The organism is Wolbachia endosymbiont of Atemnus politus (assembly GCF_013309895.1).
The window spans coordinates 1-15,445 of record NZ_JAAXCS010000022.1; the positions used below are offsets into that span (position 1 = coordinate 1).

Here is a 15,445-nt window from a genome sequence, read left to right on the forward strand (position 1 = left end):
ACAATCGTTGTATGTCACATGGCTGGCTGAATCTTGACAAACCAATAGGAATTAGTTCTGCGCAAGCTGTAACCCAAGTTAAAAAGATTTTTGGCATCAAAAAAGCCGGTCATTTGGGGACGCTTGATCCTTTAGCTTCAGGTGTGTTACCAATTGCTCTTGGTGAAGCGACAAAAACTATACCGTACTTATCTTGTGATTTAAAAGCATATGATTTCACAATAAAATGGGGAGAGCAAAGAACTACAGACGATTTAGATGGTGACACTGTTAAAGCTAGCGATATAAAACCTGAATATAATCAAATAAGTTGTGCAATCAAGAACTTTGTGGGTGAGATAACACAAACTCCTCCTCAATTTTCAGCAATAAAAATCAATGGGGTAAGAGCATATAAATTAGCAAGAAGCGGACAAAAAGCGAATATAAAGCCTCGCTTAGTGCGAATATATGAACTAAAATTGATCTCTGTTGATACCATAAATAATAGTGCTGATTTTTCTATGGTGTGCGGTAATGGCGTATATGTGAGATCAATCGCAAGAGATCTTGGAATCGCACTGAATTGCTTTGGACATATTACAAGACTAAGAAGAATTATGGTAGGTAATTTTAGAGAAGATGAATCAGTAACGATTAAACAAGCTGCACAATTGTATGAACACTATAGTCTGAGTGCCGGTGTCATCCAAGTAGCTGACACTGGGATGACAAAAGGTGATACTGGAGTAATAGAAGGTGGTGGAGTGACAGGGAGTAATGCAAAAAATCCGGTTATCCCTATCGCATCAGCTTTAAAATCAATGATTAAAGTTGAAATTTCCCTAGAAGAAGCAACGAAAATCAGAAAAGGTCAGGAAATTGTATTAAATAACTTGCGTAATTTAAAGAATTATGATATCTTTTGCACAATAGTGGGTAATGTGCCTATTGCGATCTGCAGTTTTACTTGTGGTTGTGTAAAACCTATTCGTGTTTTTAATATTTGAGATGAGGTTTAGATGTCAATACCATCAGAAAAGAAAAAGAATTGAATAAATATATATTTAATAAAAGAAAATAACACAGGTTCATCCATTGTACAATGTGCAATTTTAACTGAGAGAATCAGTAATTTAACTGAGCACTTTAAAGTGCACAAGCATGACTCTAAGCGTGGTTTACTTTTATTAATAGATAGAAGACGCATACACTTAAATTATATAAAGCGTAAGTTTGGTAATCAGGCCTATCAGGAGTTATTAGAGAAGTTAGGCATTAGAAAATAATCGAGGAATTTTGTATGTTTGAAGTTATATAAAAAATCTATAGATTGGGGTGGTCGTACCTATATCGTTAGAAACTGGAAAGATAGCACGCCAAGCTGATGGCTCAGTAGTTGTAAATTATGGTGATACTTCTATTTTAGTAACCATTGTACGTAAAAAGAAGGAAGAAAACGTTGATTTTCTGCCTCTAAACGTGCAATTTATTGCAAAAAGCTATGCTATGGGTAAGATCCCTGGTGGCTTTTTTAAAAGAGAAGGCAAGCCATCTGATAGAGAAACATTAATATCAAGAGTAATAGATAGAAGTATAAGACCACTATTTCCAGAAGGTTTTTACGATGAAGTCAGCGTGGTGTGCAATTTATTAACTTATGATACGACCAATCCACCTGAAGTACCAGCATTGATTGGCACTGTTGCAGCTCTTGCAATTTCCGGTGTTCCTTTTCACTTTACTATAGCTGGAATTCTGATTGGCTGTGATGAAAATAATAACTATATACTCAACCCATCTGTTCAAGAGATGAAAGCAAGCAACTTAGATCTGTTTTTATCTGGTGACGAGCATTCAATTTTGATGGTTGAATCAGAAGTAAGAGAGCTTTCCGAAGAAAATGTTCTAAGCGCAATAAAATTTGGTCATGAACACCTTCAACCTGTAATTAAGCTTATAAAAGAGTTTGCTAACACTGTTGGCAATAAACCTGAAAATTTTGCTTCTATTGATATGTCAGATATAATGCAAGATCTTGAAAAGCACAGTAAAGACTTTGAAAAAGCATACTCACAAACAGTAAAACAAGAGCGGACTAAAACTTTAGAAGCGCTCAGAGGTGATATATCAAACACCCTTAAGGAAGCTGGAAAAGATGAGAAATTAATTACATATGCAATAAAAAGCTTTGAAAGGTCCTTAGTGCGTGAGATAATTAAAAAGAAAGGTACGAGAATAGACGGTCGTAAGCACGATGAAATACGCCAGATAGAAATTGAAGTTGATATTTTAGCCAGAACTCATGGTTCTGCGCTGTTTACAAGAGGTAGCACCCAAGCACTGGTTGTTACTGCTCTTGGTACTACACAAGACGAACAAATTGTAGATGATATTGAAGGTGACAGACGTGAGCATTTCATGTTGCATTACAATTTCCCTTCATTTGCTGTTGGAGAAGCTTCTGCTATACGCGCACCAGGAAGAAGAGAAATTGGTCATGGTAAACTTGCTTGGAAGGCAATTCATCCTGTTTTACCTGATAAATCTGAATTCCCTTATACGATAAGAGTAGTATCTGAAATTATGGAATCAGATGGCTCTTCTTCTATGGCAACAGTTTGCGGAACTTCCCTTGCCTTAATGGACACAGGTGTACCAATAAAGGCCCCCGTTGCTGGAATTGCCATGGGCCTCATTAAAGATAAAAATGAGTATATAATACTTTCCGATATACTGGGCGATGAAGATTATCTTGGCGACATGGACTTTAAAGTAGCAGGAACTAGTGAAGGAATTACAGCATTGCAAATGGATATGAAAATTTCTGGCATAAGCTTTGAAATTGTTGAAAAGTCTTTAGAACAAGCAAAGGCTGGAAGATTACACATCCTAGAAAAAATGAATGCGGTGATTTCGGAACATAGCGATGATGTAAAAAGTCATGCACCAAGAATGATATCATTTTACATAGATAAAAATAAAATTTCTGCGGCTATTGGTACTAAAGGAAAAAATATACGCAATGTGTGTGAAAGAAGTAATGCAAAAATTGAAATAGGAGATGATGGCAAAGTTTCTGTGTTTGCTACGAGTAGTACCGAAGCTGAAATTGCGAAGAATATGATGATTGATTCAATAACAGAACTAGAGCAGGGTGCCATAGTTGACGCTAAGGTTGTAAAGATAGAGAAATCTATTGTAGAGCTTGAACTCCTCAATGGAAAAAAAGGGAAAATGCATATAAGTGAAGTAGCTAATCAGCATATAGAATCTATTGAGGACATACTTAAACAGGGTGATGCTTTCAAAGCGTTGGTAATTGATTTTGAAAAAGGTGGATGCCCAAAATTGTCGAGGCGTCGCATTGATCAAGAAACAGGTGAATTCTTTGAAGGCGAACTTTACAATGAGGATAAGAAAGATGGCTCAAATGAGAGGGATTATCATAATAGTCCATTTAATAAAAAACCTGGTTACCGTAAGAGACCTGCTCGTCCTCGTTCTGGCTTCAGTAACAGGAATAATAGACCCAATTTTGGCAATGATGACTCATCATCGGGCTTTTATTAAGTTCTTCCTAGGTACTGAGATGTAACAGAGGTTTTACAGCAGGTTTTTAAGATCGTTTACAGCCTTTTCCATATCTTCAGCTCTAAATATTGCTGACCCAGCAACTAATATATCTGCACCTGCTTTTATTATATTAGCTGCGTTTAGGGGACTCACTCCACCATCTACTGAAATTTGTGTTTTAAGACCACGCTCTTGTATCATTTTCTTCACAACAGATATCTTGCTTAGTTGCGAGTGGATAAACTCCTGTCCTCCAAATCCAGGGTTGACTGTCATAATCAGTACAATATCCAACTCATGTATTATGTATTCAAGCATACTTGGAGGAGTTGAAGGAACGATTGAAACTCCAACTTGAATTGCTTTTTTTGTATCGTTCTTGTATGACTTTATCCTTCTTATCAGTCCATCGAGGTGTATCTCTGCTTCTGCATGTATAGTGATGATATCAGCACCAGCATTTATAAAGCTTTCAATATGGTCACCAGGAGATTTAATCATTAAGTGCACATCAAAAGGAAGATTGGTATATTTACGTATTGCAGAGACAACACTTGGACCAATTGTAATATTTGGAACGAAATTCCCATCCATAACGTCTATATGTATGTAATCCACACCTAAGTCGCTAATTTTCCTTACTTCTTCCCCTAATTTTGCAAAGTCTGCTGACAGTATAGAAGGTGCAATTTTGATGCCCATGTTTTCATTAAAAAATAGAAAAATAACTTATTTTTAAAACTCTGTCACCCCAGTCCTTGATTCCAGAAAAATCAATGTTACTGTTAGAGTGATAAGGTCTTTCAGGAACCTACTGCAAACATCGTATTTACATGTTGACTTCATACGTGTTAAGAAGCATTTTATATATATGTTGTGCGCCCGTAGCTCAGCTGGATAGAGCAACAGCCTTCTAAGCTGTGGGTCGTAGGTTCGAATCCTACTGGGCGCACTCTTTGCATCAGTATTTTCTATAAACCTTCAAGTACTCTGGCACTACATTTTCAATTGATAGTGGCCGGATTTTTATTGTTTCAAGGTCAGTTGACTTTTCAGTTGAGCTACTCATCATAACTCTTACCTGATCTCGAGTGAGCATAGGACTTGCATCACCGGTTATGGGTTTCAGCAGCATAGAAGTGATCCTATTCTCTAAGAAAAAAGCTATTAACTTTGCCATTGGAAAAGATACGTTGACTAACAAGCACTTTCTGTTAGTAACATTCAAAATAAACTTTAATAAGCTTTTGAAAGAGTAGACTTTCGGTCCACCTACATTGTAAACCTTTTTATCTTGCTTATTAAGACTGATAATACGATATACCACTTCAGCTAGATCGGTTACACATATCGGTTGAAATTTAGTTGTTCCGCCACCAATTAGCGGCAAAAAAGGAAGAATTGTTGCTAATCTTGCAAACTTATTAAAGAAGTTATCTTCTTTACCAAACACAAGACACGGCTTAATTATTATTGCTTCTGGAAATGCTGAAGTTACAGCTTTTTCACCTTCCAATTTACTTTTAGCATATTCTGACAACTTATTATTCTCTATTCCCATAGCAGAAAAATGTATCACCATGGGTACATTTTTTATTTTTGCAGCTCTTGCTATTCTTTCAGCTATTCCAACATGAACAGAATAGAAATCGTGCTTTTTTGTTTCATGTAATATTCCTACTAAGTTTATGACTACGTCACATTCTTCCATACTGTCTAAAATTGATTTTTCATCAAAAAAATCGCCTTTAAGTATTGATATTTGTCCTAAATTTCCACATAGTTTCAGGCAAGCAGCTTTTTCCTGATTACGAGCAAATATCCTTATTAAATACCCCGCTACTGCCAAGTGTCTTACGATGTGTTTTCCTATAAATCCTGTTCCACCAAAAATAACTGCACGCTTTGTCACAATTAAAACTTCTAATAACTTAACCTTAAATTAATACAATAGTTTTATTTAATATTCTATTACGAATTCCTGTATTACAAGATCCATTCCAACTCCTCGCGAGCCTTTAACTAGAACTACATCATCATTCTGAACAATATTAGCTAAATTATTTTTCAATTGGTTAGAATCATTAAAGTACGTGCCTTTTATATTGCCTGACAAAAGCTTATGCAATTCTAACATAAATTTACCAACCGTATAAACTTTATTCACATTGTATTCTATAATAGAATCAAGCAGTTCTGTATGAAATTCTACGCTTTCATTACCAAGCTCTAGCATATCGCCAAACAATGCTACTTTTCTCCGATTAGAATATGTACCTAAAGTTCTTATTGCAGCTTTCATTGAAGCAGGGCTAGCGTTATAGGAATCATCAATCAAATGTATGTACTTTCCATTGTATTTAGCTTTATGAACACTACCTCTACCTTTGGTTACACTAAAGTTCTCAAGTGCAAGTGGTAATTTCAATAAATCAAGCCCAAGACTTTGCACAATTGCTGCAACAGCTAACACAGAGTATGCGAAATGTTCACCTTGCACAGGTAAATTACAGTTTATGATTTGGTTGTTATCCAACCTGATTTTTAAACCTAATCCATGAGCAGCTCGGTTTCCAGTGCGTGACGCTGGGTTACTATACAACCGTCTGATACGCTTATTTTCAATTGAATTTCCTGGATCCCAGTGTCCAGACACTGGGATGACAGAAGACTCATCATTTCTTATTATGTCTAACAAACAAACTGTAGCACTCTTATCTTTACCAAAACTTATTACATCTCTATCGGCACATGATAAGAGATAGTCATAATACTTACTATCTCTATTCAAAACTAAAGTAGCATTATTTTTTATACCGTATAGGACTTCTAATTTTGCTTGTGCAATATCAAATAGCGACGAAAAATTCTCAACATGCGCAGGTTCTATGTTGGTAATAACTGCAATATCAGGATTGCTAATCTTCGATAATTCTTTGATTTCACCTGCTTTATTCATCCCCATTTCAAGAATTAAGTACTGGCAGTTCTCTGGAGCTTTTAGAATTGTCAAAGGCAATCCTATATTATTATTTAAGTTACCTTCGTTTACATGAGATACTCCATATTGCAGTAAAACAGTGTGCAGCATGTCCTTTGTAGTGGTTTTTCCGACACTACCTGTGATTGCGATAACTTTAGCATTAACAAGAACATTTCTAATGTAATACGATGCCATATCGTGCAAAGCTTTCAGAGTATCTTGCACAACAATTAGAGGAAAGCTTCTATATCTGTCATCGCTTACTACCGCAGATGCTGCCCCCTTTAAAAACGCTTCATGCAGAAAATTATGTCCATCAAAATTTTTTCCCTTGAGAGCAATAAATAAATCACCTTTTTTTATGCTTCTTGTGTCTGTTGAAATATTTAAGCTATGTGCCCAATTACCCTCCCTTCTTCCGCCAGTAGCATCAATAATATTATTTGTGTTCCATTCAAACAAAATTTGGCTTTAAAGTAAATTGAACAACAAAAATACTACATGTTTTTGACAACGTGTAAATAATAGTTGCAATCTCTATAATTTCATCTTATAATGAATATAGAAGTTTAAATATTTTCATCTATAATTTTACTATAGTATTAAGTGTGGGAGATACTTAGGAGGTATGTATGGCAAAAGAATCTATCTGGGCTAAAATAGGAGGAGCAGTTAAAACAGGTACAAAAGTTACAAAGGACGTGCTTTTTCTTGTGCCTAAAGCACTTTTTTACCCTATAAGAAAGCCGTTTGCTTCAATGGATGAAATGAAACATGATGCCGGAGTTTCGTTAAAGGAAGCTGTCAGTATGGATGTGCCTGAAGGAGAAAAGAAATATGACCCGCCTATAAAAACTACACAAGCTAGTGAAGATCTTGGTATAAAAATAGAAGAACAAAAGAGAGGAAAGGTAAGTTTTTTAGCATCAAGAACTTTGACGGGAGATATACCCTCTTTGACGCCAGAACAATTAGGTAAAATAAAAGATTTGTCAAAAGATCGTCCATCAAATTTAACTGTCTTTAGAGAAGAAAACAAAATCGTAATTGAAGTTGATGTTGAAGATATAATCAAAAAAGTAAAAAAAGATAACCCAGGCATGGATGAAAAAACAATAAAAGAGCATGTCCTTAAAGAAATTTATGATGAAGTTGATCGCAATCTCAAAGGTCTGGCAAAAATTACTGGTGGTGAATTTAAAGTTCACACAGACCGAAAATTACTGCATGGTATTGCAGAAAAATTGTATCGAGAATATGATAACCAGATAGGGAGTGAAGAATTTAACATGACTAATCCTAACCAGTTTCCCTTTGGTAAAGAAACTATATCTCCTACAAAAATGCAATCACTAGAAAACCAAGTGAGAGAATTGGGAAGTACTTTTTTGAATCTTGAAGATGTTTCCTCTGGTGAAGCAATAAAATTATCTACACCTAATAAAGAAGGAGTAGATAAAGGACGTTTTTAAAATATGAGCAACAAAGGTTATGATGGCACTAACATTTTTGCTCAAATATTAAGGGGTGAATTGCCTTGCGAGAAGGTTTATGAGGATGAGAGTGTATTGGCATTCTATGATAAATATCCTGATGCACCAGTTCATATTTTAGTTGTACCAAAAAATCAATATATTTCATACGATGATTTTATTCTAAAAGCTTCTGTAGAGGAAATAGTAAATTTTTTTAAAACTGTAAGAGAGATAACATACAAATACAATTTAGAAAAAACAGGATATAGATTAGTTACTAACTACGGTGAAAACGGAGAACAAGTTGTACCGCACTTTCATGTGCATATTTTAGGTGGTAAAAGATTAGGAAAGCATGTAAATTTATAGTGTTGCTTTCTATATGTTTTGTTAAATGAGTGAATATTTAACCATAGTAATTTTTATCTGTGTATCAATTGTAGTATCTCTTGCTTTGGGTGTGTTACCTATGTTTCTTGCAGTAAGCAAGCCAGATAGTGAAAAGCTTTCCACATATGAGTGCGGTTTTAATCCTTTATCAAGAGCAAGAAAAAATTTTGACATTAAATTTTACTTGGTTTCAATATTATTCATAATATTTGACTTAGAAATTGCCTTTCTTTTTCCTTGGGCCGTTTCTTTATCTAAAATAAGTTATTGTGGATTTTGGTCGATGATGATATTTCTTGCAATACTCACTATAGGCTTTATCTATGAGTGGTGTAAGGGTGCATTAGAATGGGAGTAGGTTTATGACAGGTCAAATTCTATCTAATGATGACTGGAGTCGTTATAAAAAAGAGGGGTTTCTTGTTACTAAATTTGGTGATTTAATAGATTATGTGATGAACTGGGCAAGATCTGGTTCATTGTGGCCAATGACGTTTGGTCTTGCATGTTGTGCAGTGGAGATGATGCATACCGCATCCAGCCGTTATGATTTTGATAGATATGGTATAATGTTTCGTGCGAGTCCAAGACAAGCAGATGTTATGATTGTTGCTGGTACATTAACCAACAAAATGGCAGCAGCATTACGTAAGGTTTATGACCAAATGGCAGATCCAAAGTATGTTGTATCTATGGGCAGTTGTGCAAATGGTGGCGGTTATTATCATTACTCTTATTCAGTGGTCCGTGGCTGTGATAGAATTGTACCAGTTGATGTGTATGTTCCTGGATGCCCACCAACCGCTGAGGCGTTGCTATATGGAATGCTATGCCTACAAAATAAAATAAAACGAACTCAGAACGTATAGCATGAATAAAACTGGAAAATACATACAAAGAAAGACTAAATGTGAATGTATTCAGCAAGATGATAGCACTATTGTAATATATTCGGCTTTAGATGATATTGAAAATCACTTACTCTTTCTACATGATGATGAGAAATGCAGGTTTGAATTATTAGTTGACATTTTTGGAATTGACTATCCAAACAGAGAGAAGCGTTTTGAACTAATATACAACTTGCTCAGCGTTGTACATAATATCAGAGTGCACGTAAAGCTTCAGTTAGATGAAAGTGATATACCTCCAAGCGTAGCAAAGATATTTAACACAGCTTCATGGTTTGAGCGCGAAGTGTTTGATATGTATGGAATAGAATTTTCTGATCACCCTGATTTGCGTAGGATTCTAACGGATTATGGATTCAAAGGTCATCCGATGTTAAAAGATTTCCCTCTCACTGGTTATGAGGAAGTAAGATACGATATAGAGGCAAAAAGGTTGTATATAATCCTATAGATTTACCACAAGATTTTCGTATGTTTGACAGCCTATCCCCTTGGGAAGGTGAAACCATAAAAGTAAATACAAAGGAGTAGAGAATGATAGTACAAAGAAAAAAAATATCTTTGATCGGCGCAGGAAATATAGGTGGGACTCTTGCCCATATGATTACGCTCAGAAAGCTTGGCGATGTTGTTTTGCTTGACATTAGTGATGGAATACCGCAAGGTAAAGCGCTAGATATTGCAGAATCATCCCCTATAGATAAGTTTAATATTAACGTCATCGGTACAAATAGGTACGAAGATATAGAAAACTCCGATGCAATTATAATAACCGCTGGTATTGCAAGAAAACCGGGAATGAGTAGGGACGATCTCCTGCAAACTAATGCTAAAGTAATGAAAGAGGTTAGTGAAAATATTAAAAAATATTCTCCAAATGCGTTTGTAATAGTTGTTACCAATCCTTTGGATGCCATGGTTTCAGTAGTGCATAAATTTTCAAACCTGCCAACCAATATGGTTGTTGGAATGGCGGGAGTGCTTGATTCTTCCCGCTTTCGTTATTTTCTTGCAAGAGAGCTCAACATTTCCGTTGAGGATGTATCTGCTTTTGTACTTGGAGGACATGGTGACACTATGGTACCACTAATCAATTGCGCTTCAGTTGCTGGCATTCCGCTTACCCAAATCATCGATATGGATCTCATCTCACAGGAAAAAGTTGATGAAATAGTAAAACGTACTCGTAATGGCGGAAAAGAGATAGTTGATTTACTGAAGTCCGGGTCTGCGTACTATGCTCCTGCCTCTTCAGCCATATGTATGCTAGAGTCATATTTAAAAGACAAAAGGCGCATATTACCGTGTGCTGCTCATCTCAATGGTGAATATGGTGTGAAAGACTTGTTCATTGGTGTTCCTATAATTATTGGAAAAAACGGAGTTGAAAAGGTTCTAGAGGTTAAAATGGATGATAGTGAACAAGAAATGTTTGATAAATCTGTGAATTCAGTGAAAGAACTATTTAGGCTCATAAGCAAATCAATGGTTTTATAGAATTTCCTTGTAGCTCAAGTTTCGTAAACAGCCTAAAAAAGTTGCTTGTGGTTATTTCTGCTACTTTATCGGGTGACTCATTCCATAACTCTGCTAAACAATCCACAACATATTTTACCATTGCTGGTTCGTTCTTTTTTCCCCTATAAGGCTCAGGTGATAGATATGGTGCATCAGTTTCAACCAAAACAAGTTCGCGTGGTACACCTTGTGCAATTCCTCTGAGTAAGCTCGCATTTTTAAAAGTAATGATTCCAGAAAATGAAATATATAACCCTAAATCTATAGATTGATAAGCAAGCTCTTTAGAGGAAGCAAAGCAGTGCATTACTCCACCAAAAGTGCCAGTTTTCATTTCTGACCTTAACATATCGATTATCTCATTATCAGCGCTTCTTGTGTGAATAACTAAAGGTAACCCCGTTATCCTTGCTGCTTCTATGTGGAATGAAAAGCTTTTTTTCTGATTGCTTTTATTATCAGATTTATGAAAATCTAACCCGGTTTCACCTATACTAATTACCTTTTGATTCTTGGTAAATTCAACTAATTCATCAGCATGTGTACATTCACCGTTTTCTACAGTAGCATCAAGTGGGTGCACGCCAACAGAAGAGTAAACTTGATTATAGGATGAAGAAATTTTTAATAATTTAGGAACATCATCAATACTTACGCATATGTTATGCAAAACCTTTACACCATTTTGCTCTGCCCTTGAAATTACTTTTGGTATTTCATCATCGGAAAAATAAATCAAGTGGCAATGAGAATCTACTATCATGAGCTTATTGTTGAGGCTTTTATGATAGAAGAAAACTCTTCTATCACTGTTTTATAAACTTCTTTTTTAAATGATATAGCACTGGCTACCAAACCATCCACATTTTGCCAACGCCATTCTTTGAACTCTGGATGATCAGTATAGTTAATATTAATATCCTTATCCTCTCCATAAAATTTCATTAAGAACCACCTTTGCTTTTGACCAGAATATCTTCCATTCCAGCATATTGGTATAATTTCTTCAGGCAAGTTGTAGTATATCCAATCTTCGTTTTTAGCTATAATTTCTGCTTTATTTGTACCCACTTCCTCTAGCAACTCACGTAACGCTGCTTGTTCCAGTTCCTCACCATCATCAACACCTCCTTGTGGCATTTGCCAATAAGATTCGCTATGAAAGGGTTTGCCAACAAAAACATGTCCTTGTTTGTTAAACAGCATTATGCCAACACAAGGACGATATCTACCTTTCTGTTTAATCACGAGTACGCTTTGCTAAATTATTTATGGAAGTTTTAATTAATTTTTCTCTACCTTTCATCTCTTCAACAATTCTTTCTGCAACTTCTTTTGCACTTAGGCTTGAGTTGTCAATTTCAAGTGAACCTTCAGGCACAAACAGCCTTTTTCCTTCAATTCTTTTCATAGCAAAGTCCGAATTAATAATTTTATTCTCCTGGTATCTTTCCTTTGATTGAACATGCTTCACTAGTTCTTCATTATTGCAGTGTAACACTACAGGAAGAATTTCTACACTCATTTCTTTACCCAAATTCACCATTGAACTATATACTCTTTGGTCATAGGAATCACCATCTATCAATTCATTTGTAAATATATAATGCTTTGATTTTATGTGATATTTCCCCAGTATCGCTAACATATTCTCTCTAACCGCAAAAATTTTTTCCCACAGGTCATTTATAACTTTATTGTTTGTTAGCTTAACAACTCCAAGTATAATGTTATTAAACAGATTATTGCTTACTATCACCGCATCAACAATCTTGCACAGTTCTTTCGCAGTAGTAAGCTTGCCGCTACCTGGAAAGCCGATTAAGTAAATGAGAGTTCTGCTCATAATAAGTATACTATTGGAAAAACCATCTTTACGTTATACATAAAAGGATATGTATTGTATACACTGAAACATACACAATTTGGCTTTAGAATATTAAAAATAGTTCATGTTTAGAAATTATGAGTATATAATTATAAACAAATTATATAATTTAAGATGATGACTGGTATATCCGGCGATACAGAATTAATAAAAAGCACGATCGTAAGTGTGATAGATCAAAATAAAGGTCACGACATAGTCACTTTTGATGTGCAGAATAAAACCGTTATTGCAAAATATATGATTATTGCATCTGGGGATTCTAGTCGCCATGTGAGAGCATTAGCTGAGCATATAATAGAAAGTCTCAAACAACATGATAAAATAAATGTAGAAGGTATGGATGAAGGCAATTGGGTGGTTTTGAATTTTCAAGGTATAATGGTTCACATATTCAGGCCAGAAGTAAGGGAATATTATAAAATAGAAGAACTGTGGAATTGACTTTCTTCCATTTATAAGATTTGTAGATTAAAATCACTTCAATTAATAGGGTAAACCATGAAACATAAATCAGAATTTTTGAGCTTTATCCAAGAAAGAGGGTATCTATATCAATGTACAAACATTGAAGGGTTAGACCAATTATTACTGCAAAATAATTACATAGTTGCATACATTGGATTTGATTGCACAGCACCAAGTCTTCATGCTGGTCATCTAATTCAGATTATGATGCTGCGTCACCTACAAAAATTTGGTTACAAGCCAATAGTTTTACTTGGAGGCGGTACAACTAAGATTGGCGACCCATCCTTCAAAGATAAAGCAAGGAGCATTTTGCCCATAGAGAACATCAAGCAAAATACATCTGGTATAAAGAGGATATTGGAGAAAATGGTATCTTTTGATGATGGAAAGACTGGTGCAGTGATAGTAAATAACGCAGATTGGTTAGATAACATAAAATACATAGATTTTTTGTGTGATATAGGGGCACATTTTTCTGTAAATCGCATGCTAAGTTTTGATAGTGTAAAGATCAGGCTCGACAGAGAACAAAACCTAAGTTTTCTGGAGTTTAACTACATGCTATTGCAGGCTTATGATTTTGTTGAATTGAATAAAAGGTATGGCTGTCGTCTGCAGATTGGAGGATCAGATCAGTGGGGAAACATAGTAAATGGAATGGAACTTGGCAAAAAGTTGAACTTACCTGAGTTGTTTGGCCTTACCGCCCCTCTTTTATTGAATGCTCAAGGGGTAAAAATGGGCAAAACTGAAAGTGGAGCGATATGGCTCGATGGCAGTATGCTCAAGCCTTACGACTATTGGCAATATTTTCGTAATGTTGATGATCAAGATGTTGGACGTTTTTTGAGATTGCTCACCGATGTGTCAATTGATGAGATTAAAAAACTAGAATCCTTAAAGGATCAAGAAATAAATGAAGCAAAAAAAGTTTTGGCAACAGAGGTAACAAAGATATGTCATGGTGATAAAGAAGCAGAACTTGCACAATCTGCTGCAGTATCTGCCTTTGAGAATGAAGATAGCTCACTACTTCCTGACTATATTATAACAAAAGAACAGGTTGCAAATGGCATATCCTTAATAGACCTACTGCACGATACCAGCCTTGAACCTTCAAAAGGCGCAGCAAAGCGTTTAATACAAGGTAATGGATGCAAAGTTGACGATAATACTATAAGCGATGTTAACTACATAATAAATTCTGAGAGCTTTAAAGATCAGCCATTCATAAAACTATCTGCAGGAAAGAAACGCCACATAAAAGTTGTGGTGGGTGAAGTGAGAAAGTAAATTTCACACAAATGAGAAATTATGATATGAATAACTTAGATCAAATATATTTATCTCATCGCAAGCCTATATCAAACCTCTTTTTAACTTTTGGTATTACTACGTTCCGTAAAGCATTAGAATATGTACACGAACTACCTTACGGACGCAATCTTGACCGCACAGATTATCTATTAGTACTCAATGAAAGACGAGGAACTTGTAGTACAAAACATTCGTTGATTTATAAGTTAAGCTGCGAGTGTGGGGTCAATATTACACTGCACATAGCAGTTTTTATGATGAATAAACCCCAACAAATCTCTACAATTCTAAACGAGTATAACTTGTCACACATTCCAGAGATGCATTGCTATCTTCGTTATAAAAGCCGAATTATTGATATAACTTTTCCAGGAAATAACATGTCATTAAAACTGACAGGGGAAGAGAAAATTGAGCCAGAACACCTTGGAAACTACAAAATAGAAAAGCACAAACAGTTTATTGAAAACTGGCTGATAAATAATCCAAACATACCGTATAACATGGAGCAAATTTTCAAAATTCGAGAACTATGTATAAAACAACTGGTAAGATAGTGGAAAGTGAAATTCTATTATATACAACCCCAGATGGAGATGTACGGATTGATATTTTATATCAGGGTGAGAACATTTGGCTCACGCAAAAAAAATGGTGGGGTTGTTTGATGTTAATATTAGAACAATTAATGAGCATTTACAAAACATATTTGCTAGTCAGGAGTTAGATAAAGACTCAGTTATCCGGATTTTCCGGAATACTGCTTCTGATGGTAAAAAGTATCCTACGCAATTTTACAACTTAGATGCAATTTTAGCTGTTGGGTATAGAGTAAATTCTCAGAAAGCAACTGCATTTAGAGTATGGGCTACAAAAGTTCTGAAGGAGTTTATCATCAAAGGGTTTGTATTGGACAGTGAACGACTGAAGAACGGTG

18 protein-coding genes, 1 tRNA gene and 1 pseudogene are annotated in these 15,445 nt (G+C 35.4%); 14 read left to right on the top strand and 6 right to left on the bottom strand.

Annotation, left to right across the window (positions count from 1 at the left end):
- Positions 1-11: 11 nt before the first annotated feature.
- Genes truB through pnp form a run of 3 tightly spaced genes read left to right on the top strand, consistent with a single transcriptional unit; the run spans position 12 to position 3,552 of the window.
- Positions 12-989, top strand: coding sequence for a tRNA pseudouridine(55) synthase TruB (gene truB / locus HET73_RS02445; RefSeq protein WP_174133971.1), 978 nt, complete (start codon positions 12-14; stop codon positions 987-989).
- Positions 990-1,034: 45 nt separating this feature from the next.
- A complete protein-coding gene (gene rpsO, locus HET73_RS02450; protein WP_174133972.1) occupies positions 1,035-1,268 on the top strand; it encodes a 30S ribosomal protein S15 in 234 nt (77 codons plus the stop codon).
- 49 nt (positions 1,269-1,317) lie between these two features.
- Entirely contained in the window at positions 1,318-3,552 is a 2,235-nt protein-coding gene (gene pnp / locus HET73_RS02455; protein WP_410543544.1) for a polyribonucleotide nucleotidyltransferase, read from the top strand.
- Between the two features lie 33 nt (positions 3,553-3,585).
- On the opposite strand, the gene rpe is transcribed toward pnp, so the two are convergent.
- Entirely contained in the window at positions 3,586-4,257 is a 672-nt protein-coding gene (gene rpe / locus HET73_RS02460; RefSeq protein WP_174133969.1) for a ribulose-phosphate 3-epimerase, read from the bottom strand.
- Positions 4,258-4,433: 176 nt separating this feature from the next.
- On the opposite strand from rpe, the gene HET73_RS02465 reads away from it, so the two are divergent.
- Positions 4,434-4,507: transfer RNA gene (locus HET73_RS02465), tRNA-Arg, on the top strand.
- Positions 4,508-4,516: 9 nt separating this feature from the next.
- Here HET73_RS02465 and HET73_RS02470 read toward each other — a convergent pair.
- Complete coding sequence (locus HET73_RS02470) at positions 4,517-5,467, bottom strand: NAD-dependent epimerase/dehydratase family protein (RefSeq protein WP_174132736.1); 951 nt, start codon at positions 5,465-5,467, stop codon at positions 4,517-4,519.
- 48 nt (positions 5,468-5,515) lie between these two features.
- A complete protein-coding gene (locus tag HET73_RS02475) occupies positions 5,516-7,000 on the bottom strand; it encodes a UDP-N-acetylmuramoyl-tripeptide--D-alanyl-D-alanine ligase (protein ID WP_174132737.1) in 1,485 nt (494 codons plus the stop codon).
- A gap of 170 nt (positions 7,001-7,170) precedes the next feature.
- On the opposite strand from HET73_RS02475, the gene HET73_RS02480 reads away from it, so the two are divergent.
- The 6 genes and pseudogenes from HET73_RS02480 (at position 7,171) to mdh (ending at position 10,811) form a co-directional block, all read left to right on the top strand.
- Positions 7,171-8,010: a hypothetical protein gene (locus tag HET73_RS02480; protein WP_246209838.1), complete on the top strand. Its 840-nt coding sequence runs from the start codon at positions 7,171-7,173 to the stop codon at positions 8,008-8,010.
- A gap of 3 nt (positions 8,011-8,013) precedes the next feature.
- Positions 8,014-8,382: an HIT domain-containing protein gene (locus HET73_RS02485; protein WP_174132738.1), complete on the top strand. Its 369-nt coding sequence runs from the start codon at positions 8,014-8,016 to the stop codon at positions 8,380-8,382.
- 25 nt (positions 8,383-8,407) lie between these two features.
- Entirely contained in the window at positions 8,408-8,761 is a 354-nt protein-coding gene (locus tag HET73_RS02490; RefSeq protein ID WP_174132739.1) for an NADH-quinone oxidoreductase subunit A, read from the top strand.
- Between the two features lie 4 nt (positions 8,762-8,765).
- Entirely contained in the window at positions 8,766-9,272 is a 507-nt protein-coding gene (locus tag HET73_RS02495) for a NuoB/complex I 20 kDa subunit family protein (protein WP_174132740.1), read from the top strand.
- Position 9,273: 1 nt separating this feature from the next.
- Positions 9,274-9,845, top strand: a pseudogene (locus tag HET73_RS02500) (NADH-quinone oxidoreductase subunit C).
- A 3-nt stretch (positions 9,846-9,848) separates the two neighbouring features.
- Positions 9,849-10,811 carry a malate dehydrogenase gene (mdh, locus tag HET73_RS02505; protein ID WP_174132742.1) on the top strand — a complete coding sequence of 321 codons (963 nt, stop codon included), beginning with the start codon at positions 9,849-9,851 and terminating at the stop codon, positions 10,809-10,811.
- On the opposite strand, the gene HET73_RS02510 is transcribed toward mdh, so the two are convergent.
- From HET73_RS02510 to HET73_RS02520, 3 genes are read right to left on the bottom strand one after another with little or no spacing between them, the layout of a single operon-like run.
- Complete coding sequence (locus tag HET73_RS02510) at positions 10,786-11,595, bottom strand: TatD family hydrolase (RefSeq protein WP_174132743.1); 810 nt, start codon at positions 11,593-11,595, stop codon at positions 10,786-10,788. The genes mdh and HET73_RS02510 overlap by 26 nt on opposite strands.
- Positions 11,592-12,080, bottom strand: coding sequence for an RNA pyrophosphohydrolase (locus HET73_RS02515; protein ID WP_174132744.1), 489 nt, complete (start codon positions 12,078-12,080; stop codon positions 11,592-11,594). The genes HET73_RS02510 and HET73_RS02515 overlap by 4 nt, the downstream gene beginning before the upstream one ends.
- Positions 12,073-12,678, bottom strand: a complete 606-nt coding sequence (locus tag HET73_RS02520) for an AAA family ATPase (protein ID WP_174132745.1) — start codon at positions 12,676-12,678, stop codon at positions 12,073-12,075. The genes HET73_RS02515 and HET73_RS02520 overlap by 8 nt, the downstream gene beginning before the upstream one ends.
- Before the next feature lie 159 nt (positions 12,679-12,837).
- On the opposite strand from HET73_RS02520, the gene rsfS reads away from it, so the two are divergent.
- The 4 genes from rsfS to rhuM form a co-directional block, all read left to right on the top strand.
- A complete protein-coding gene (rsfS, locus tag HET73_RS02525; protein WP_174132748.1) occupies positions 12,838-13,164 on the top strand; it encodes a ribosome silencing factor in 327 nt (108 codons plus the stop codon).
- Between the two features lie 57 nt (positions 13,165-13,221).
- Positions 13,222-14,484 carry a tyrosine--tRNA ligase gene (tyrS, locus tag HET73_RS02530; RefSeq protein ID WP_174132746.1) on the top strand — a complete coding sequence of 421 codons (1,263 nt, stop codon included), beginning with the start codon at positions 13,222-13,224 and terminating at the stop codon, positions 14,482-14,484.
- Positions 14,485-14,495: 11 nt separating this feature from the next.
- A complete protein-coding gene (locus tag HET73_RS02535; RefSeq protein ID WP_174133970.1) occupies positions 14,496-15,065 on the top strand; it encodes a hypothetical protein in 570 nt (189 codons plus the stop codon).
- A gap of 76 nt (positions 15,066-15,141) precedes the next feature.
- Positions 15,142-15,445 (top strand): RhuM family protein (gene rhuM / locus HET73_RS02540; RefSeq protein ID WP_246209840.1); only part of this gene is annotated, 304 nt, incomplete at its 3' end.